Genomic DNA, 19,093 nt, shown 5'->3' with positions numbered 1-19,093 from the left:
CGGAAAAGGGCCCCTGGGGCCCTTTTTTCTTTGCCGGTTCCGGTGGTCGCTATTTCTGCAGCGCCTTCGCCCGCGCCACGCCGTAGCGCTGCAGCGTCTTCTCGCGCGCCTCTGCATGGTCGACCACCGGCTTGGGGTAGGTCTCGCCGAGCTTGATGCCGGCGGCTTCCAGCTCCACCGGCGAGGCCAGCCAGGGCGCGTGGATCGTGGTGTTCGACAGCCCCGCGAGCTGCGGCAGGTAGCGGCGGATGAACTTGCCCTCGGGGTCGAAGCGCTCGCTCTGGGTCACCGGGTTGAAGATGCGGAAGTAGGGCTGGGCGTCGCAGCCGCTGGAGCTGGCCCACTGCCAGCCGCCGTTGTTCGAGGCCAGCTCGAAGTCGTTCAGGTGCAGCGCGAAGTAGGCCTCGCCGCGGCGCCAGTCCAGACCCAGGTCCTTGCACAGGAAGCTCGCGGCCACCATGCGCAGACGGTTGTGCATGTAGCCGCTCTGGTTGATCTGCAGCATGGCGGCGTCCACCAGCGGGTAGCCGGTGCGGCCGTTGCACCAGGCGTCGAAGAGCTGGTCGGCGTGCTTGCCGTGGTGCCACTGGATCTTGTCGTACTCGGGGCGGAAGCTCTTCGACTCGCCGCCCTGGTGAACGTGCGGGAAGTGCGCCAGGATCTGGAAGTAGAACTCCCGCCAGATCAGTTCGCTCAGCCAGGTCGCCGCACCGGTGTTGCCCTGCAGCGAGAGCTGGTGCGACACGCTGGCCAGCTGCCGGATCGACACCGTGCCGAAGCGCAGGTGGATGCCCATGTAGCTGGGGCCGCGCACGGCGGGGAAGTTGCGCGCCTCGTCGTAGCGGTCGATGCGCTCGAAGAAGTCCTCGAAGAGCTTGCCGGCGCCGCGGGTGCCGGTGGGGATCTCCAGCGTCGAGAGGTTGCTCTTCTCGAAGCCGATCTCGCGCAGCGTGGGCACCGGCTCGCCGTAGGCCTGGGGCGAGGGGGCGAGCGCATCGGCGTGGTTGCGCACCGGGTACGACTTCAGGAAGAAGGCGTCGAGCTTCGCCAGCCAGGCCCGCTTGTAGGGCGTGAACACCGTGTAGGGCTGTCCGGTCTTGGTCATGACCTCGTCGCGGTCGAAGACGGTCGAGTCCTTGTAGGTGTGGAAGGTCACGCCCGCGTTGGCCAGCGCGCCGAAGACCTTGGCGTCGCGCTCCAGCGCGTCGGGCTCGTCGTCGCGGTTGGCGAAGACGGCCTGCACGCCGAGCTCGCGGGCCAGGGCCGGAATCTCCTGCGCCGCCACCGCATGCCGCACGATCAGCCCTCCGCCCAGCGCGCGCAGCTCGGCCTCCAGCTCCACCAGCGATTCGCGGATGAACTCCACCCGGCGGTCGACCGTGGGCAGGGCGTCCAGGATCGCCTTGTCGAACACGAACACGCACAGGACCTGCCTGCAGGCCCGGAGCGCACGGTAGAGGGCGGCGTTGTCGTCCACGCGCAGGTCGCGGCGGAACCACATGAGCCCTTTGGGATAGGTCTTGTCGACGGCCAGTAAAATCGGAGGCATATGGCCGCCGATTCTGCCCCGATGAACCTCACGCATCACTTTTTGATAGCGATGCCCGGGATGGAAGACAAAACTTTCAACCGCAGCGTCGTGTACCTCTGCGAACACAGCGAGCGCGGCGCGCTCGGCCTTGTGATCAACAAGCCCAGCGACATCAACCTCAAGGTGCTCTTCGAGAAGATCGAGCTGCACCTGGCCCGCCCCGAGCTGGGCGAAGCCCCCGTCTTCCAGGGCGGGCCGGTGCAGACCGAGCGCGGCTTCGTGCTGCACGAGCCGGTCTTCTCCCAGGCCGAGAAGCCCGAGGAATCCGTCTACGCCTCGACCATGACAATCCCCGGCGGGCTCGAGATGACCACTTCCAAGGACGTGCTGGAGGCCCTGGCCACCGGCGCGGGCCCGCGCAAAGTGCTGGTCTCCCTGGGCTACGCGGCCTGGGGCGAAGGGCAGCTCGAATCCGAGCTGGCCGAGAACAGCTGGCTCACCGTGGGCGCCGACCCGGCGGTGATCTTCGACACCCCGATCGAGCAGCGCTACGACAAGGCGCTGATGCTGCTGGGCCTGGAGGCCTGGAAGCTGTCCCCCGACGCCGGACACGCCTGATGAACCTGGCTCGCCCCCAGGCTGCGCGCACTTCGTGCCGCTTCGCCAACTCCCTGCCGCGGGCGGGCCGGCCGCTTCGGGCGGCCGTGCGCGGCGGCCCCCTGTGAACGGACCGGCGATGTCTGACAGCGCCCGGTCCCCAGCGCCTGCCGTTGTTCCCTCCCATTTCCAGAGCTTCCTGGCCTTCGATTTCGGCCTGAAGCGCACGGGCGTGGCCAGCGGCAACCGGCTGCTGCGCACCGCCACGCCCCAGCCGACCATCAAGGCCGAGGGCGACGCGCGCTTCGCGCAGGTCGAGGCGCGCATCAAGGAATGGCAGCCCGACGCGCTGGTGATCGGTGTTCCCTGGCACCCCGATGGCGCCGCGCACGAGAACACCCGCCGCGCGCAGAAGTTCGCGCGCCAGCTGCGCGGCCGTTTCAATCTCCAGGTGTTCGAGGTCGACGAGCGCTACAGCACCACCGAGGCGCTGGCCTCGGGGGCGCGCGATGCCGATGCTGCGTCGGCCTGCATCATCCTGGAGCAGTTCCTGAGGAGCCTGGAGCAATGAGGCTCTCCCCCAGGCTTCGCGCACTTCGTGTCGCTTCGCCAACTCCCTCGCCGGGGGCGACACCTGTGGCCCGGCGGAGCCGGTTCCGCGGTGTTCCCCGAGCTTTCCGTTTTCCTTGCCTTGTCCTGGAGCAATCATCTTGAGTTCTGTCGTTCCTGACGCCGAGGCGTTGTATCTCGATCTGCTGGCCGGCGTGAAGCCGCTGGTGCGCCCTGAAACGAAGCTGGTGGGCATCACCTCCGGCGGCGCCTGGCTGGTCGAGCGGCTGCAGAAGGACCTGGGCCTGCCCGGCGCGCCCGGCGTCATCTCATCGGCCATGCACCGCGACGACTTCGCGCGCCGCGGCCTTTCGGCCAGCGCGCAGACCTCGCTGCCCTTCGACGTGAACGGCGCCGACGTGCTGCTGCTCGACGACGTGCTCTACACCGGCCGCACCATCCGCGCGGTGCTCAACGAGCTGTTCGACTTCGGCCGTCCGGCCAGCGTGCGCCTCGCGGTGCTGGTGGATCGCGGCGGCCGCGAGCTGCCGGTGGCGGCCGACTTCGCCGCCGCCACGTTGACGCTGCCCGACACGCAACTGCTCGCCCTTGCCCGCGCCAATGACGGCGCCTTCAGCCTCAAGGTGGAGGAGAACAGGTAAATGCTCTACAAGCGAAACCCCCAGCTCAACAAGAACGGCGAGCTGATCCACCTGCTGTCGATCGAGGGCCTGCCCAAGGACATCGTCACGCACATCCTCGACACGGCCGCCAACTTCACGAGCGTGAGCGACCGCGAGGTGAAGAAGGTGCCGCTGCTGCGCGGCAAGAGTGTGTTCAACCTGTTCTTCGAGAACAGCACCCGCACGCGCACCACCTTCGAGATCGCGGCCAAGCGCCTGAGTGCCGACGTGATCAACCTCGACATCGCGCGCTCCTCGGCCACCAAGGGCGAGTCGCTGCTGGACACCATCGCCAACCTGAGCGCCATGGCCGCCGACCTGTTCGTGGTGCGCCACAGCGAGTCGGGCGCGCCCTACCTGATCGCGCAGCACGTCGCGCCGCACGTGCACGTGGTGAACGCCGGCGACGGCCGCCACGCGCACCCGACGCAGGGGCTGCTCGACATGTACACGATCCGCCACTACAAGAAGGATTTCTCGAACCTCACGGTCGCCATCGTCGGCGACGTGCTGCATTCGCGCGTGGCGCGCTCCGACATCCACGCGCTCACCACGCTGGGCTGCGCCGAGGTGCGCGTGGTCGGCCCGAAGACGCTGGTGCCCGGCGACATGGCCGGCATGGGCGTGCGCGTGTGCCACACGCTCGAAGAGGGCATCAAGGACTGCGACGTGGTCATCATGCTGCGCCTGCAGAACGAACGCATGAGCGGCGCCCTGCTGCCGTCGTCGCAGGAGTTCTTCAAGACCTTCGGCCTCACGCAGGAGAAGCTGCAGCTGGCCAAGCCCGACGCCATCGTGATGCACCCGGGCCCCATCAACCGCGGCGTGGAGATCGACTCCGCCGTGGTCGACGGCAAGCAGAGCGTGATCCTTCCGCAGGTCACTTTCGGCATCGCCGTGCGCATGGCGGTGATGAGCATCGTGGCGGGCAACGAGGCATAGAAATGTTGCTTGCCACCAGTCTTCGCGCACTTCGTGTCGCGTCGCCAACCCCCTGCCGGGGGCAACACCGGTGGCCCGGCGAAGCCGGCGCCACGGTGTTTCCCGAAAAGGCCCTGACTGTCAGCGGAAGTACAGACGCATGAACATCCAAATCACCAACGGCCGCGTCGTCGACCCCGCGTCGGGCACCGATCAAAAGGCCGACATCGCCATCGCCGACGGAAAGATCGCCGGCATCGGCAGCAGCATCCCCGCCGGCTTCCAGGCCGAGCGCACCATCGACGCCTCGGGCTGCATCGTCGCGCCCGGCCTCGTGGACCTGGCCGCGCGCCTGCGCGAGCCGGGCTACGAGCACGAGGGCATGCTCGAGAGCGAGATGGCCGCGGCCATCGCCGGCGGCGTCACCAGCCTCGTGTGCCCGCCCGACACCGACCCGGTGCTCGACGAGCCCGGCCTGGTCGAGATGCTCAAGTTCCGCGCCGAGAAGCTGCAGGCCGCGCGCCTGTTCCCGCAGGGCGCGCTCACCCGCGGCCTGGCCGGCGGCGTGCTGACCGAGATGGCCGAGCTCACCGAGGCCGGCTGCATCGGCTTCGGCCAGGCCGACGTGCCGCTGGGCGACACGCAGGTGCTGCAGCGCGCGCTGTCGTACGCCAGCACCTTCGGCTACACCGTGTGGCTGCGCCCGCAGGACCGCGACCTCGGCAAGGGCGTGGCCGCCAGCGGCCCGCTCGCCACGCGGCTGGGCCTGTCGGGCGTGTCCGTGTCGGCCGAGACCATCGCCATCTTCACCATCGTCGAGCTCATGAAGAGCACCGGCGCGCGCGTGCACCTGTGCCGCATCTCCAGCGCCCGCGGCGTGGAGCTGGTGCGCCAGGCCAAGGCACAGGGCCTGCCGATCACCTGCGACGTGAGCATCAACTCGCTGCATCTGGCCGACACCGACATCGGCTACTTCGACAGCCGCGCCCGACTGAACCCGCCGCTGCGCCAGCAGGGCGACCGCGACGCGCTCTCGGCCGCGCTGGCCGACGGCACCATCGACGCGCTGGTGTCCGACCACACGCCGGTCGAGGCCGACGCCAAGACGCTGCCCTTCGCCGAAGCCGAGGCGGGCGCCACCGGCCTCGAACTGCTGCTGCCGCTCGCGCTGCGCTGGGGCGAGCGAAGCGGCGCCGGCATCGCGCGCGCCATCGAGGCGGTCACCGCCGCGCCTGCGCGCCTGCTGGGTGCCGACCATGCGGCCACCGGCATCGGCCGCCTGCAGCAAGGCGGCGTGGCCGACCTGTGCATCGTCGATCCCGCACTCGAATGGCAGGTGGAGCCCGGCGCGCTCAGGAGCCAGGGCAAGCACACGCCGTTCGCGGGCTATCCGCTGCAGGGCCGTGCGCGGCATACGCTGGTGGCCGGCCGCGTCGTCCACGAATAGAAATGAAGCGCACCCCGAGGCTTCGCGCACTTCGCGTCGCTGCGCCAACCTCCTTGCAGGGGGCAACACCAGCGGGCCGGCAAAGCCGGTTCCGCGGTGTTCCACGACCCTGCATGGAAGCCACCCAGAGGGCGCCCGTGCGATGCTGCATTCGCTGAAAGCCTGCTGGCGCCTGCTGCGCGCGGTGATGCATGCGGCCTCGGGCTGGTGGACGATCCGCTTCACCTTCCCGAAGCTCTCGCCCGACGAGCGCAACGCGCGCGTGCAGGCGTGGTCGCGGCGCATGCTGGAGCTCATGGGCATCACGCTGGTGGTGCAGGGCACGCCGCCCGCCAAGGGACCGGCGCTGCTGATCTGCAACCACCTCTCGTGGCTGGACATCACCACCATCCACGCCGCGCGGCACGTGCGTTTCGTGTCGAAGTCGGACGTGAAGTCGTGGCCGCTGATCGGCACGCTGTCCAACGGCTCGGGCACGCTCTACATCGAGCGCGAACGCCGCCGCGACGCGCTGCGCGTGGTGCACCACATGACCGACGCGCTGCGCAACGGCGACCTGATCGGCGTGTTCCCCGAAGGCACGACCAGCGACGGCCGGGGCCTGCTGCCCTTCCACGCCAACCTGCTGCAGGCGTCGATCTCCTCGGGCGCACCGGTGGTGCCCGCCGCGCTGCGTTTTGCCGATGCCGCCACCGGCGAGACCAGCCAGGCGCCGCGCTACGTCGACGACGACAACCTCGTCGTGTCGCTGTGGAACACGCTGCGCGCGCCGCCGCTGCTGGCCATCGTGCGCTTCGGCGAGCCGCAGGACCCGCACGGCCGCGACCGCCGCGCGTGGGCGCAGTCGCTGCATGAAGACGTGCAGCAGCTGCGGCGCGAAACGCACTGACCGGTTCGGCACCAAGGAAAAAGGCGCTTCGTGAAGCGCCTTTTTCCATTGTCGACAAGCCGGTGACGACCTCGATCAGTCCTGCTCGCCCGTGGGCACGAAGCCCAGCCGGCGCGAGATCTCCAGCGCGCAGGCTCGCAGCGGCGCGGCCACGCGGCCGTCCCACTCGCGGTCGAAGGTGGCTTCGGGCCCCATGGCGGTGATGCCCAGCACCAGGTTGTTGGTGGAGTCGAACACCGGTGCGCAGAAGGCGTCGATGCCGGGGATCGGCTGGCCCAGCGTGCGCGACATGCCGTGCAGCCGCGTCTCGACCAGCAGCGTCTCGATCTCTGCGCGCGAGAGCTCGGCGGTGGCGCCGCGGCCATCCGCGGGGCGGGTGCGCGCCAGGTCTTCCAGCATCATCTTTTCGACCACCTTGGGCGGCAGGTAGGCCGCGAAGAGCCGGCCGGTCGCTGTGTAGGCGAGCGACATGACGGTGCCGGTGCGCAGGTTCACGTGCAGCGGGTGGATCGGCTCTTCCAGCCGCACCACGGTCGGCCCGAAGTTGCCCCACACGGCCACCGCGATGCTCTGCTCGGTCTCCGAGGCGAGCTGTTCGATGAGGGGCGATGCCTCCTTGATCGGATCGAGCCGCTGCAGCTTGGCCAGCCCCAGCTGCAGCGCCAGCGGGCCCAGCTCGTAGCGGCCTGCGCTGTCCTGCACGACGAAACCGACCTTCAGGAAGCTGACGAGATAGGGGTGCGCCTTGCCGGGCGGGACGCCCGCGGCCTTGCCCAGGTCGCGCAGCGCCATGGGCGCCACATGGCGCCCGAGCGCCACCAGCAGTTGCGTTCCGATTTCGACGGACTGAATGCCACGTCTTGGCTTTTCCATGGGGCGCCCGGCGTGGGGAGTGAGGGTGGGGGCGAGTATAGCCATCGGGGTTTCTACTGATATGGTCGTATTCAATCGATGATGATTGATTATCTGATAGTAACGAAGACACTTGACCATATCAATGTCGCTGCCTAAACTGCGCCGCAACTTTGGTCTTACACAAATACGCGAACAGACAGAGACATGGAACAGAACACTTTTGAATGCGACGTGCTCGTCGTCGGCAGCGGCGCATCGGGCATGGCCACCGCGGTCACTGCGGCATCGCAGGGGCTGAAGGTGCTGGTGGTCGAGAAGGAGCCGCGCTTCGGCGGCACCACCGCACGCTCGGGCGGGTGGCTGTGGATTCCGGGCACGCGCCTGGCCACGGAGCAGGGCATCCACGAGCCCGAGGGCGCCGCGCTCGAATACATGAAGCACGAGGCCACCACGCACTTCGACGCCGCGCGCGTGGGCACCTTCCTCGAGATGGGCCCGAAGGCCATCGACTTCTTCACGCGCAACACCTGCGTGCAGTTCGACATGCCGGCCGTCTTCCCCGACTACCACGCCGAGGCGCCCGGCGGCCAGCAGGGCGGCCGCTCGATGGTCACGCGCCCGTTCGACGGACGCGAGCTGGGCAAGCGCATCAAGCAGCTGGCGCCGCCGCTGCCCGAGCTCACCGTGTTCGGGATGATGTTGGGCTCGGGCCCCGAGATCAAACACTTCATGCGGGCCTTCAAGTCGCCCACCTCGTTCTGGTACGTGACGAAGCGGCTGAGCCGCCACTTCCTCGACGTGCTGCGCCACGGCCGCGGCATGACGCTGACCAACGGCAACGCGCTGGCCGGCCGCCTCGCCAAGGCCGCGATGGACAAGAACATTCCCGTGTGGCTCTCGTCGCCCGTGAAGAAGCTGGTGGTGGAGTACGACGGCGTCTCCGGAGCCGTGGTGCAGCACGAAGGCCAGAACGTGCGCGTGGTCGCGAAGCGCGGCGTGGTGCTGGCCTGCGGCGGCTTCCCCTACGACGTGGAGCGCCGCAAGCAGCTCTTCCCGCACGCGCCCACCGGCCGCGAGCACTACTCGCCATCGCCCTCGACCAACACCGGCGACGGCCTGCGCCTGGCCGAAGCGGTGGGCGGCCGCGTCGACGGCACCATCCCGCACGCCGCGGCCTGGGTGCCCGCGTCGGTCACCACGCGCCCGGACGGCAGCAAGGGCGTGATGCCGCACTTCATCGACCGCGCCAAGCCCGGCGTGATCGCGGTCACCGCCAAGGGCCGGCGCTTCACCAACGAAGGCAACTCGTACCACGACTTCGTGCAGGCGATGGTCAAGGCCTGCGAGGGCGAGCCCGAAGTCACGGCCTGGCTGCTGTGCGACCACAAGGCGCTGCGCAACTACGGCCTGGGCTGCGTCGCGCCCGCGCCGCTGCCCATCGGGCGGCACCTCAGGAGCGGCTACCTCAAGCGCGGCGCCACCGTCGGCGAACTGGCCAAGGAAATCGGCATCGCGCCCGCCACGCTCGAAGCCACCGTGCAGGAGTTCAACAAGGGCGCGCGCAACGGCGACGACCCGGCCTTCGGCAAGGGCAGCAAGGCCTACAACCGCTACCAGGGCGACGCGAACGTCACGCCGAACCCGTGCGTGGCGCCGCTGGAGAACGGCCCGTACTACGCCATCAGGCTGGTGATCGGCGACATCGGCACCTTCGCCGGCCTCGTCACCGACGAGAAGACGCGCGTGCTCGACGCCAACCGCCAGCCGATCAAGGGCCTCTACGCGGTGGGCAACGACGCGGCCAGCGTGATGGGCGGCAACTACCCCGGCGCCGGCATCACGCTCGGCCCGGCGCTGACCTTCGGCTACGTTGCCGGGCTGCAGGTCGCGCAGGCCGAGGCCAAGGCCGCGGCGCAGCTGAAGGTGGAGCAGCGCGAGGCCGTGCCGGTCGGCCGCGCCGCCTGAGCCTCATCCATACATACATAGACAGAGAAAGAAGGAGACACCGATGGCCTTTCCATCCACCGTCGCACCCCGCCTGCTCGAAGGCCGCCTGGCCTTCATCACCGGCGCGGGCCAGGGCAACGGCCGCGCGCTCGCGCTGGGCCTGGCGCAGGCCGGCGCGCGCGTCGTCGTCACCGACATGAACGACGCCACCGTCAGCGAAACCGCGCAGCTGGTGCGCGACGCGGGCGGCGAGGCCTGGTCCTTCGTGCTCGACGTCACCGCCCCCGAGGCCTGCCAGGCGATGGCCGAGCGCGTGGGCAGGGAGATCGGCAACGTCGACCTGCTGGTCAACAACGCCGGCATCATCATCCGCGAGAACACCAGCAGCCCGAACGCCGCGGCCAACTGGAAGAAGACCATCGACGTGAACGTGCACGGCACCTTCAACACCACGCTGGCCTTCATCCCGATGCTCAAGCAGACGAAGGGCTCGATCATCAACATCGCCTCCATCGCCGCCTATGCGGGGCAGGGCGCGAGCCTGGGCTACTCGCCCTCGAAGGGCGCGATCAAGATGCTCACGCAGTCGCTCGCGCAGGAACTCGCGCCTGCCGGCGTGCGCGTCAACGCGCTGGCCCCCGGCGTGATCGAGACGCCCATGACCGCGGCCACGCGCGAGAACCCGCAGCGCCTCGAATCGTTCATGACCCGCATCCCGATGGGCCGCGTCGGCCAGACCGAAGACCTGGTGGGCCCGGTGATCTTCCTGGCCAGCGACATGTCGCGCTACGTCACCGGCATCGTGCTGCCGGTGGACGGCGGCTTCCTCGCCGTCTGAGCCTCCTTCCTGCCTTCTGCTTTCCGCTTTTTCCGCTTCCTCGTCCGTCAACCTCAGGAGACAAAAAATGAAAACCATCCGTCTGTACAAGACGCTGCTCGCCGCAGCGGCGTTCGCCGCCTTCGCGGCCGGCGCAACCGGCGCCATGGCGCAGGACATCAAGGTCGGCTACAACGGCGACCTTTCCGCATCGCCCTCGGCGCAGAGCGGGCAGGCCGCGGTGCTGGGCATGGAAGCGGCCATCGCCGACATCAACGCCGCCGGCGGCGTGCTCGGCAAGAAGCTCGCGCTGGTCACGCGCGACGACGTGTCGGCCCCGCCCAAGTCGATACAGAACATGAGCGACCTGATCGACAACGAGAAGGTGGTGGCGGTGTTCGGCCCCACCAACTCGGGCAACGCGATGGCGTGGAAGCACATCGCCAACCAGAAGAAGATCCCAGTGCTGGGCAACGTGGGCTCGGGCACCGACATCACCAAGCCGATGAGTCCCGGCGCCGACAACTACATGTTCCGCGTCTCGATGGTCGACCGCGAGCAGGTCGCCGCACTCATGGCCTACGTGAAGAAGAACACCGCCGGCTCCAAGGTGGTGGGCCTGATGGCCGAGACCACCGGCTACGGCCAGGGCGGCCTGAAGGACATGGAAGAGATCGCCAAGCTGCAGGACATCAAGATCGCCGCCACCGAGCGCTTCGGCGTCGGCGACACCGACATGACCTCGCAGTTGTCGAAGATGAAGGCCGCCAACGTCGACACCGTGGTGGTGTGGGCGCAGGGCACGCCCATCGCGCAGCTGGTGCGCAGCATGGAGAAGATCAACTACTTCCCGCTGACGCTCACCTCCTGGGCCGCCGACAACATCACCTTCTACGACGCGGCGGGCAAGGCGCTGGCCGAGAAGCCCATCTTCATGCGCACCGTGAGCGAGACCCGCACGCCCGCGCAGCAGAAGCTGTTCGACCGCATCGGCGCCAAGCTGAAGGCGCCCGGCTCGTTCTCGTTCGCGCTGCACGGCTACGACTCCATGCAGCTGCTGGCGCAGGCCATGAAGCAGGCCAACAGCACCGACGGCGCTGCGGTGCGCGCGGCGCTCGAAGACCTGAAGACGCCCGTGCAGGGCGTGCTGAAGACCTACGACAAGCCCTTCAGCAAGACCAACCACGAGGCGCTGACCGCCAAGGACCTGGTCTGGATCCGCTGGAAGGACGGCAAGCTGCTGCCCTACAGCGACGCGCTGATCCAGGGCCTCAAGCCGGCCGACTTCAAGCAGTAAGCAAGACAGAAAGATGAGGCGCGACCGGCCTGCCCGCGCGGCAGCCGGCGCCGTCTCGCAACGGAGATACATACCATGGTTGAAGCGCTCCTGCAGGCGCTCATCAGCGGGCTCGCCGTCGGCGGTGCCTATGCGCTGGTGGCGCTGGGATTCAGCATCACGTTCACGACCACCAAGACGCTGAACTTCTCGCACGGCGAGTTCGTCTCGGCCGGCGCCTTCATCGGCATGAGCGCCCTGTTCCTGGTACTGGGCAAGCCGCTGAGCTCCACCACCTTCGGCGACGCCGTGCCCGGCGCGGGCGCGCAGCTGTTCGCGCTGCTGGCCGCGCTCGGCGTGATGGGGCTGCTGGGCTGGCTGCTCTACGTGCTGGGCGTGCGGCCTTTCGCCGGCCGCCCCGGCATGGCCTGGGTGATGAGCACGCTTGGCTTCGGCGTGATCCTGCAGAGCGTGGGCCTCGCCATCTGGGGCCCGAAGCCGGTGGTGGTGCCCGCGCCCGTGGGCGACACCGTGATCCGCCTTTTCGGCGTGGGTGTGCGTCCGCAGGAGTTGCTCACGCTCGGCGTGGCCGTGGTCGTGATGCTGGGTTTCGACCGCGTGATGAACCGCACCATGGTCGGCAAGGCGATGCGCGCGGTGGCGCAGAACGGCAACGTCGCGAGCCTGATGGGCATCAACACCAACGCGATGATGATCGGCGCCTTCGTCGTCAGCTCGGCGCTGGCAGGGCTCTCGGGCTTCCTGCTCGCGCCCATCGCGCAGGCCTCGCTCTTCATGGGCCTCACCGTGGGGCTCAAGGGCTTCTCGGGCGCGATGATCGGCGGGCTGAGCAATCCGCGCGGCTGCGTGATCGGAGGCTTCCTGCTCGGCGTGCTCGAGTCGATGGTCAACCTCTGGCAGGCGCAGTGGCGCGAGGTGGCGGTGTTCGCGCTCGTCATCCTGGTGCTGGCATTCCGCCCCACGGGCCTGTTCGGCCGCTCGACGGTGGAGAAGGTATGAAGCGCCTGGCCCATCCCCTCGCCGTGGTGCTGGTCGCGGCCGTGCTCTGCGGCATCGTCTCGACGTCGGGCAACGACTACTACCTGCGCATCGCCTTCATGATGTGCGTCTACTACCTCTGCGCCGCCGGCATGAACGTGCTGGTGGGCTACGCGGGGCAGAAATCGCTCGGCCAGGCCGGGCTGTTCGCGGCTGGCGCCTACGGGGTGGCGCTGCTGACATCGCGCACCGACATGGACCCGTGGCTCGCGCTCGCACTGGCCGCCGTCATCTCGGGCCTGTGCGGCGTGCTGATCGCGCTGCCCTCGCTGCGCGTGAAGGGGCCGTACCTCGCCATGGTCACGCTGGCCTTCGGCATCGTGGTCGAGAAGCTCGTGGGCGAATGGACCGACGTGTTCGGCGGCGCCCAGGGCATCTACGGCATCCGGCCGCTCACCTGGAAGGGCGCGCCGCTGGACACCACGCAGTGGGTGATCCTCGGCATCGTGCTGTGCGCGGCGCTGCACCTCTTGCTGCGCAACCTGCTGGGCGGCCGCTTCGGGCGCGCGCTGCTGTCGCTGCAGGCGGACGAGATCGCGTCTTCCTCCGTGGGCGTTCGCGTGTACCGCGCCAAGGTCATGGCCTTCGTGGTCGCGGCCGTCACCTGCGGCATCGCGGGCGCGCTGGTGGCGCAGCAGAACCAGTACATCAACTCCGACTTCATCACCTTCCACCTGTCGATCTTCATCCTGCTGCTGGTGCTGTTCGGCGGCGCGGGCTCGATGTACGGCCCGCTGGTGGGCGCGGTGCTGCTCACGCTGACCGACGCGCTGCTCGCGCGCTGGCCCTCGGCACAGCACTTCCTCTATGGCTTCCTGCTGCTGTTCGCGCTGTACGTGATGCCCGGCGGCGTGGTGGGCCTCTTCAACAAGTGGTTCATGAAGTCGCGCCATCGCGGCGAAGGCGCGGGCGGCAGCGGCGTGCCGGGCCAGATCGGCCCCGGCGGCGAAGGCGAGCTGCTGGTGGTGCAGGGCGTGACCAAGTCGTACGGCGGCGTGAAGCCGGCGCAGGACGTGTCGTTTCGCCTGCAGCGCGGCCACATCCATGCGCTGATCGGGCCGAACGGCGCGGGCAAGAGCACCATGATCAACATGCTCACCGGCGTGATCGAACCCGACGCGGGCTCGATCCGCTTCCTGGGCCGCAACATCGTGGGCCAGCCGGCGCATGCCATCTGCTGCATGGGCATGGGCCGCACCTTCCAGAACCTGCGCCTGTTCGCGGATCTCTCGGTGCTCGACAACGTCATGCTCGGGCGCCACAGCCGCATGAGCAACGGCTTCGTGTCGTCGCTGGTGGCCTGGCCCACCGCGAACCGGCAGGAGAAGGCGACGCGCGAGCGCGCGCTGCAGCTGCTCGACCTCGTCGACCTCGGCCACCTGGCGCACTGGCCCGCGGGCAGCCTGCCCTACGGACTGCAGCGCCGCGTGGAACTGGCGCGCGCACTGGCCACCGAGCCGCAGCTGCTGCTGCTCGACGAACCGGCAGCGGGCCTCAACCCGCAGGAGACGGCCGAGCTCGGCGAGCTGCTGCTGCGCATCGGCAAGTGCGGCGTGTCGATCCTGATGGTGGAGCACCACATGGACCTGGTGATGTCGATCTCCGACCACGTGATCGTGCTCGACTACGGCATCAAGATCGCCGAGGGCCGGCCCGCCGAGGTGCAGGCCAACCCGCGCGTGGTCGAGGCCTACCTGGGCGTGGACGACGAAGAAGAAGAGGCACTGGCCACGGCCATGCCGGCCTGAGCAGAAAGACCGAAACCATCATGCTGAAAATCGAATCGGTGAAGGTCTCCTACGGCGCCATCGAGGCCGTCAAGGGCGTGAGCCTGGAAGTGCGCGCGGGCGAGGTCGTCACCATCATCGGCGCCAACGGCGCCGGCAAGAGCACGCTGCTCAAGAGCATCGTCGGGCTGGAGCCCGTGGCCGAGGGCCGCGTGCTGATCGACGGCAACGACTGCACCCACGTGCCCTCGCACAAGCGCGTGGGCCTGGGCGTGGCGCTGTCGCCCGAGGGGCGCGGCGTGTTCCCCGACCAGACCGTGCGCGAGAACCTGATGCTCGGCGCCTATTCGCGCCGCGGCGACAAGGCCTTCGTGGAGCGCGGCATCGAGCGCGAGTTCGCGCGCTTCCCGCGCCTGAAGGAGCGCCAGCACCAGCCTTCGGGCACGCTGTCGGGCGGCGAGCAGCAGATGCTCGCGATCGCCCGTGCGCTCATGAGCGAGCCGCGCCTGCTGCTGCTCGACGAGCCCTCGCTGGGCCTGGCGCCGCTCATCATCAAGGACATCTTCGACGCCATCCGCCAGCTGCGCAGTTCGGGCCTGACCATCCTGCTGGTGGAGCAGATGGCCAAGCAGGCGCTGGGCGTGGCCGACCGCGCCTACGTGCTCGAGACCGGCTGCATCACGCTCGAGGGCTCGGGCCGCGAGCTGCTCGACAACCCCAAGGTGAAGTCCGCGTACCTCGGCACGCATTGACCCGCATCGCTCATTTCAAAGGAACTCCCAATGACCACCAAGAAATTCGCCAGCCACGCCGACCTCGAGGAAAAGAAGGTCTCGTTCACCCGCCTCTCGGAGAACGCCTACGCCTACACCGCCGAGGGCGACCCCAACACCGGCATCTTCATCGGCGACGAGGCCGTGATGGTGGTGGACACGCAGGCCACGCCGGCGATGGCGCAGGACGTGATCCGCCGCATCCGCGAGGTGACGCCGCTGCCCATCAAGTACGTGCTGCTGTCGCACTACCACGCGGTGCGCGTGCTGGGCGCCTCGGCCTACTTCAAGGAGGGCGCCGAGCAGATCATCGCCAGCCGCGACACCTACGACCTGATCGTCGAGCGCGGCGAGCAGGACAAGGCCAGCGAGATCGGCCGCTTCCCGCGCCTGTTCCGCAACGTCGAGTCGGTGCCGCCGGGCCTGACCTGGCCGACCATGACCTTCGACGGCACCATGAGCGTGTGGCTGGGCAAGAAGCTCGAAGTGAAGATCGCGCAGGTGGGCCGCGGCCACACCAAGGGCGACACCATCGCCTACCTCGAAGACCAGAAGATCTGCTTCGCGGGCGACCTCGTCGAATACCAGAGCACCGCCTACGCCGGCGACTGCTACTTCCGCGACTGGCCCGCCACGCTCGACCGCCTCGCCGGCTTCGGCTTCGAGAAGCTGGTGCCCGGCCGCGGCGCCGCGCTGGAGAACGCAGCCGACGTGCGCAAGGCCATCGCCTCCACGCGCGCCTTCATCTCCGACGTGTACACGCTCGTCAACAATGGCGTGGCGCAGGGCAAGACGCTGAACGCGATCTACAAGGAGACGGTGGCGGCGCTGCGCCCCACCTACGGCCACTGGGTGATCTTCGACCACTGCATGCCCTTCGACGTGACGCGTGCGTACGACGAAGCGACGGGTCACGTCCACCCGCGCATCTGGACCGCGGAGCGCGACATCGAGATGTGGAACGAGCTGGAGGGATGACCTCCCCAGGACTGTTGATCACCCCCAGCCTCGCCCACTTCGTGTGGCTCGGACACCCCCTCGCGGGGGCGCACCCTGCGGCCCGGCAGAGCCGGTTCCGCGGGAGCCTGCGAAGAGGCCTCGCTGCGCGGGCCGTGGTGTACGGTTGTCTCTGGCGGAACGATTGAAATGAACCAGCTTGCGCCGTCGTCATCTTCATCGTCCTCAGCGGGCGCCACACCGGCCGCCGTGCAGGCCTGGCTGCTGCTGGGGATGCTGGTGTGGGGCGTGAACGTGTCGGCGGTGAAGGTGCTGACGGGCTTCTTCGAGGCGCTGCCGCTGGCGGCCTTGCGCATGGTGGTGGCCTGCATGGCGCTGAGCGCGATCGTGCTGTGGCGGCGCAGCGGGGTGCCGGGGTTCGGCATGCGGCGTCTTGCGGCACTGGCCGGCTGCGGCTTCCTGATGGTGTACGCCAACCAGATCCTGTTCGCGCTGGGGCTGCAGCGTTCGACGGCCACCAACGGCGCGTTGATCATGGCGCTGAGTCCGCTGGTGTCGGCGCTGATGGCGGCGCTGGTGTTTCGCGAGGCGCTCACGGCGCGGCGTCTGGTCGGCGTGGCGCTGGGCTTCACGGGTGTGGCGGCGGTGGTGCTGAGCCATCCGGGCGCGAGCCTGTCGCATGCGGGGCTGGGCGACCTGATGCTCGCGCTCTCGGTGGTGAGCTTCGCCGTCGGCGGCGTGGGCGTGCAGCGCCTGGCCCGGCAGATCGATCCGCTGTCGATGAGCTGGGGAATCTACGTGATGGGCACGGCGATGCTGGTGGTGCACGCGCTGCTCGGGCCGTCGCCGCTGGGCGCAGCGCAGCTCTTTCCGGGTGCGTGGCCGTGGGCGCTGGTGCTGTTCTCGGGCGTGGCCGCCACCGCCGCGGGCAACCTGATCTGGAACCGCGCCATCTCGGTCATCGGCGTGGCGCGCACCGCCGTCTTTCTCTACTGGGTGCCGGTGTTCGGCGTCGCGGTGGCGGCGCTGCTGCTGGGCGAGAGGCTGACATGGTGGCATCTGTTCGGCTTCGCCGCGGTGATGAGCGGCACCTGGCTGGGCACACGGCCCGCCGCTGCCGTTGCCGTTGCCGCAACCGTGTCCAAGCCTGCTCCCTGATTTCTTCCATCCATGTCTTCCGTCGATTCCCTTCCCCTGCTGTTCCAGCCCCTGCAGCTGCGCGGCCTCACGCTGGCCAACCGCGTCGTCATCTCGCCGATGTGCCAGCACGCCGCCGACCGCGGCCATGCGACGCCGTGGCACATGGTGCATTTGGGCAAGTTCGCGCTCGGCGGTGCGGGGCTGATCCTCACCGAGAGCACCGCGGTCGATCCGCGCGGGCGCATCGGCACGGCCGACCTCGGGCTGTGGAACGACAGCCAGATCGCGCCGCTGAAGGCCGTGGTCGACTTCGTCCATGCCCAGGGCAGCGCCATCGGCGTGCAGCTCGCGCATGCAGGGCGCAAGGCCGGCAGCGAGCCGCTGTGGGAGGGCGGCGCCGCGCTGGGCGACGCGCGCATGGCCGCCGACGAGGAGCCGTGGGAGCGCCTGGGACCGAGCGCGATCGCGGCGGGGCCGGGCTGGTCGGTGCCGCGCGCGCTCGACGCCGACGGCGTCGCGGCGGTGGTTCAGCGCTTCGTCGATGCCACGCTGCGCGCGGACAAGGCGGGCTTCGACGTGGTCGAGCTGCACTTCGGGCACGGCTACCTGGTGGCGAGCTTTTTGTCGCCCAACGCCAACCATCGCGACGACGCGCTCGGCGGCAGCCGCGACAACCGCATGTGGCTCGCGCTGGAGATCGCGCAGCGCGTGCGCGCCGCATGGCCCGCGCACAAGCCGCTGTTCTGCCGCCTCTCCGCGGTCGACGGCACGCTCGACGGCTGGAACCTCGACGACTCGGTGGTGCTCGCGCGCGAACTCAAGCGCTGCGGCGTGGACGTGATCGACTGCTCGTCGGGCGGGCTCACCGAGGAGACGCGCGCGCTGCCCGTGCCGCGCGGGCTGGGCTTCCAGGTGCCGTTCTCGGCGCGCATCCGGCGCGAGGCGCAGGTGCCGACGCAGGCGGTCGGGATGATCGTCGATGCGCATCAGGCCGAAGCCGTGCTCGCGGCTGGCGACGCCGACCTGGTCGCGCTTGGCCGCGAGGCGCTGTTCGATCCTTACTGGGCACACCACGCAGCCGCCGCGCTCGACGCGGACCCGGGCTTCGAGCGATGGCCGGTGCGCCACGGCGTATGGCTGTCCAAGCGCGCACCCGGCCTGGCGCGTGCGCGCGCCGAAGCCCGCGAACAGCAACCCGACGACCAGGAGACAAGCAGATGACCGAACCGACGACCCTGCGCATGGGCCTGATCCGGAAGAAGCCCGCATGGACCGACGAGGCCTTCCGCAGCCACTGGCGCGACAGGCACGGCCCGTTGGTTGCGCAGCTGCCCACGCTGCGCAGCTACCGCCAGAACCTCGTGCTCGACCGGCTGCAGCGCGGCATCGACTTCGCGCGCGGGCCTTGGGACTTCGACGGCTTCTCGCAGCTGCGCTTCGACGAGGGCGCGCAGGCCGATGCGGCCTTCAACACGGGCGAGCTGGCCGCCGCCATCCGCGCCGATGAGGAGCGCTTCCTCGGCGGCCTGCACATCGTGACCGTCGCGCAGACCGAGGTGGTCGCGCTGCCGCCGAAGCCGCAGGGCCTGCTCAAGCGCATCTCGCTGCTGCGCCGGCCCATCGAACAGTCGGAGGACGACTTCCGCCGCGAGTGGAAGGTGCACGCCGACCACGTTCGCCGCATGCCCGGCGTGAGCGGCTACCGCCAGAACGTGGTGACCGCGCGCGAGTTCGTGAAGGGCACGCCCTGCGGCTATGCCGAGCTGCCGATCGACGGCATCGTCGAGCTCTGGTTCGAGAACACCGACACGCTGGATGCCGCCTTCGCCTCGCCGCAAGGGCGGGTGACGATGGCGCACGCGCTCACCTTCCTCTCGGAGATCACGGCCTTCGTGGTGGAGGAGTACCGCGTGGTGTGAGGCCGA

18 protein-coding genes are annotated in these 19,093 nt (G+C 69.1%); 16 read left to right on the top strand and 2 right to left on the bottom strand.

Going from position 1 to position 19,093, the window contains the following annotated elements; translation table 11 throughout:
- Nucleotides 1–49: 49 nt before the first annotated feature.
- Nucleotides 50–1,549: a cryptochrome/photolyase family protein gene (locus G369_RS0122340; protein WP_019656269.1), complete on the bottom strand. Its 1,500-nt coding sequence runs from the start codon at nt 1,547–1,549 to the stop codon at nt 50–52.
- Between G369_RS0122340 and G369_RS0122335 the strand changes: the two genes are divergently transcribed.
- The 6 genes from G369_RS0122335 to G369_RS0122310 all read left to right on the top strand — a co-directional run bounded on the left by G369_RS0122335 (nt 1,550) and on the right by G369_RS0122310 (nt 6,617).
- The gene (locus G369_RS0122335; protein WP_019656268.1) at nt 1,550–2,149 is read left to right on the top strand and encodes a YqgE/AlgH family protein; all 600 of its coding nucleotides are present in this window, start codon (nt 1,550–1,552) and stop codon (nt 2,147–2,149) included. It begins immediately after the preceding gene.
- A gap of 118 nt (nt 2,150–2,267) precedes the next feature.
- Nucleotides 2,268–2,699 (top strand): Holliday junction resolvase RuvX, encoded by a 432-nt coding sequence (gene ruvX, locus G369_RS0122330; protein WP_020723217.1) that lies wholly within the window; start codon nt 2,268–2,270, stop codon nt 2,697–2,699.
- Nucleotides 2,700–2,838: 139 nt separating this feature from the next.
- A complete protein-coding gene (pyrR, locus tag G369_RS0122325; RefSeq protein ID WP_019656266.1) occupies nt 2,839–3,339 on the top strand; it encodes a bifunctional pyr operon transcriptional regulator/uracil phosphoribosyltransferase PyrR in 501 nt (166 codons plus the stop codon).
- Nucleotides 3,340–4,302 carry an aspartate carbamoyltransferase catalytic subunit gene (locus G369_RS0122320; RefSeq protein WP_019656265.1) on the top strand — a complete coding sequence of 321 codons (963 nt, stop codon included), beginning with the start codon at nt 3,340–3,342 and terminating at the stop codon, nt 4,300–4,302.
- A gap of 139 nt (nt 4,303–4,441) precedes the next feature.
- Nucleotides 4,442–5,728 carry a dihydroorotase gene (locus G369_RS0122315; protein WP_019656264.1) on the top strand — a complete coding sequence of 429 codons (1,287 nt, stop codon included), beginning with the start codon at nt 4,442–4,444 and terminating at the stop codon, nt 5,726–5,728.
- Nucleotides 5,729–5,870: 142 nt separating this feature from the next.
- Nucleotides 5,871–6,617, top strand: coding sequence for a lysophospholipid acyltransferase family protein (locus tag G369_RS0122310; RefSeq protein WP_019656263.1), 747 nt, complete (start codon nt 5,871–5,873; stop codon nt 6,615–6,617).
- Between the two features lie 75 nt (nt 6,618–6,692).
- Here the strand turns inward: G369_RS0122310 and G369_RS0122305 are convergent, their stop codons facing one another.
- Complete coding sequence (locus G369_RS0122305) at nt 6,693–7,490, bottom strand: IclR family transcriptional regulator (RefSeq protein WP_019656262.1); 798 nt, start codon at nt 7,488–7,490, stop codon at nt 6,693–6,695.
- A gap of 186 nt (nt 7,491–7,676) precedes the next feature.
- Here G369_RS0122305 and G369_RS0122300 point away from each other — a divergent pair, with 186 nt between their 5' ends.
- The 10 genes from G369_RS0122300 to G369_RS0122255 all read left to right on the top strand — a co-directional run bounded on the left by G369_RS0122300 (nt 7,677) and on the right by G369_RS0122255 (nt 19,087).
- The gene (locus G369_RS0122300) at nt 7,677–9,437 is read left to right on the top strand and encodes an FAD-dependent oxidoreductase (RefSeq protein WP_019656261.1); all 1,761 of its coding nucleotides are present in this window, start codon (nt 7,677–7,679) and stop codon (nt 9,435–9,437) included.
- Between the two features lie 43 nt (nt 9,438–9,480).
- A complete protein-coding gene (locus tag G369_RS0122295; protein WP_019656260.1) occupies nt 9,481–10,257 on the top strand; it encodes an SDR family NAD(P)-dependent oxidoreductase in 777 nt (258 codons plus the stop codon).
- Between the two features lie 67 nt (nt 10,258–10,324).
- Nucleotides 10,325–11,533: an ABC transporter substrate-binding protein gene (locus G369_RS0122290; protein WP_019656259.1), complete on the top strand. Its 1,209-nt coding sequence runs from the start codon at nt 10,325–10,327 to the stop codon at nt 11,531–11,533.
- A 75-nt stretch (nt 11,534–11,608) separates the two neighbouring features.
- Nucleotides 11,609–12,532: a branched-chain amino acid ABC transporter permease gene (locus G369_RS0122285; protein WP_019656258.1), complete on the top strand. Its 924-nt coding sequence runs from the start codon at nt 11,609–11,611 to the stop codon at nt 12,530–12,532.
- Entirely contained in the window at nt 12,529–14,319 is a 1,791-nt protein-coding gene (locus G369_RS0122280; RefSeq protein ID WP_019656257.1) for a branched-chain amino acid ABC transporter ATP-binding protein/permease, read from the top strand. The genes G369_RS0122285 and G369_RS0122280 overlap by 4 nt, the downstream gene beginning before the upstream one ends.
- A gap of 20 nt (nt 14,320–14,339) precedes the next feature.
- The gene (locus tag G369_RS0122275; RefSeq protein ID WP_019656256.1) at nt 14,340–15,050 is read left to right on the top strand and encodes an ABC transporter ATP-binding protein; all 711 of its coding nucleotides are present in this window, start codon (nt 14,340–14,342) and stop codon (nt 15,048–15,050) included.
- 30 nt (nt 15,051–15,080) lie between these two features.
- Entirely contained in the window at nt 15,081–16,049 is a 969-nt protein-coding gene (locus tag G369_RS0122270; RefSeq protein ID WP_019656255.1) for an MBL fold metallo-hydrolase, read from the top strand.
- A gap of 168 nt (nt 16,050–16,217) precedes the next feature.
- On the top strand, nt 16,218–17,186 hold the full coding sequence (locus tag G369_RS0122265; RefSeq protein ID WP_157773757.1) for a DMT family transporter: 969 nt from the start codon (nt 16,218–16,220) through the stop codon (nt 17,184–17,186).
- Nucleotides 17,187–17,198: 12 nt separating this feature from the next.
- On the top strand, nt 17,199–18,389 hold the full coding sequence (locus G369_RS0122260) for an NADH:flavin oxidoreductase/NADH oxidase (protein ID WP_019656253.1): 1,191 nt from the start codon (nt 17,199–17,201) through the stop codon (nt 18,387–18,389).
- On the top strand, nt 18,386–19,087 hold the full coding sequence (locus G369_RS0122255) for an EthD domain-containing protein (protein ID WP_019656252.1): 702 nt from the start codon (nt 18,386–18,388) through the stop codon (nt 19,085–19,087). Before G369_RS0122260 ends, G369_RS0122255 begins: the two co-directional genes overlap by 4 nt.
- The last annotated feature ends 6 nt before the right edge of the window (nt 19,088–19,093 follow it).

It is taken from the genome of Variovorax atrisoli 110B (assembly GCF_000382045.1).
Classification (GTDB): domain Bacteria; phylum Pseudomonadota; class Gammaproteobacteria; order Burkholderiales; family Burkholderiaceae_C; genus Variovorax; species Variovorax atrisoli.
The sequence above is the reverse complement of the archived record's forward strand: the minus strand, read 5'-3'. Positions and strand labels throughout refer to the sequence as shown.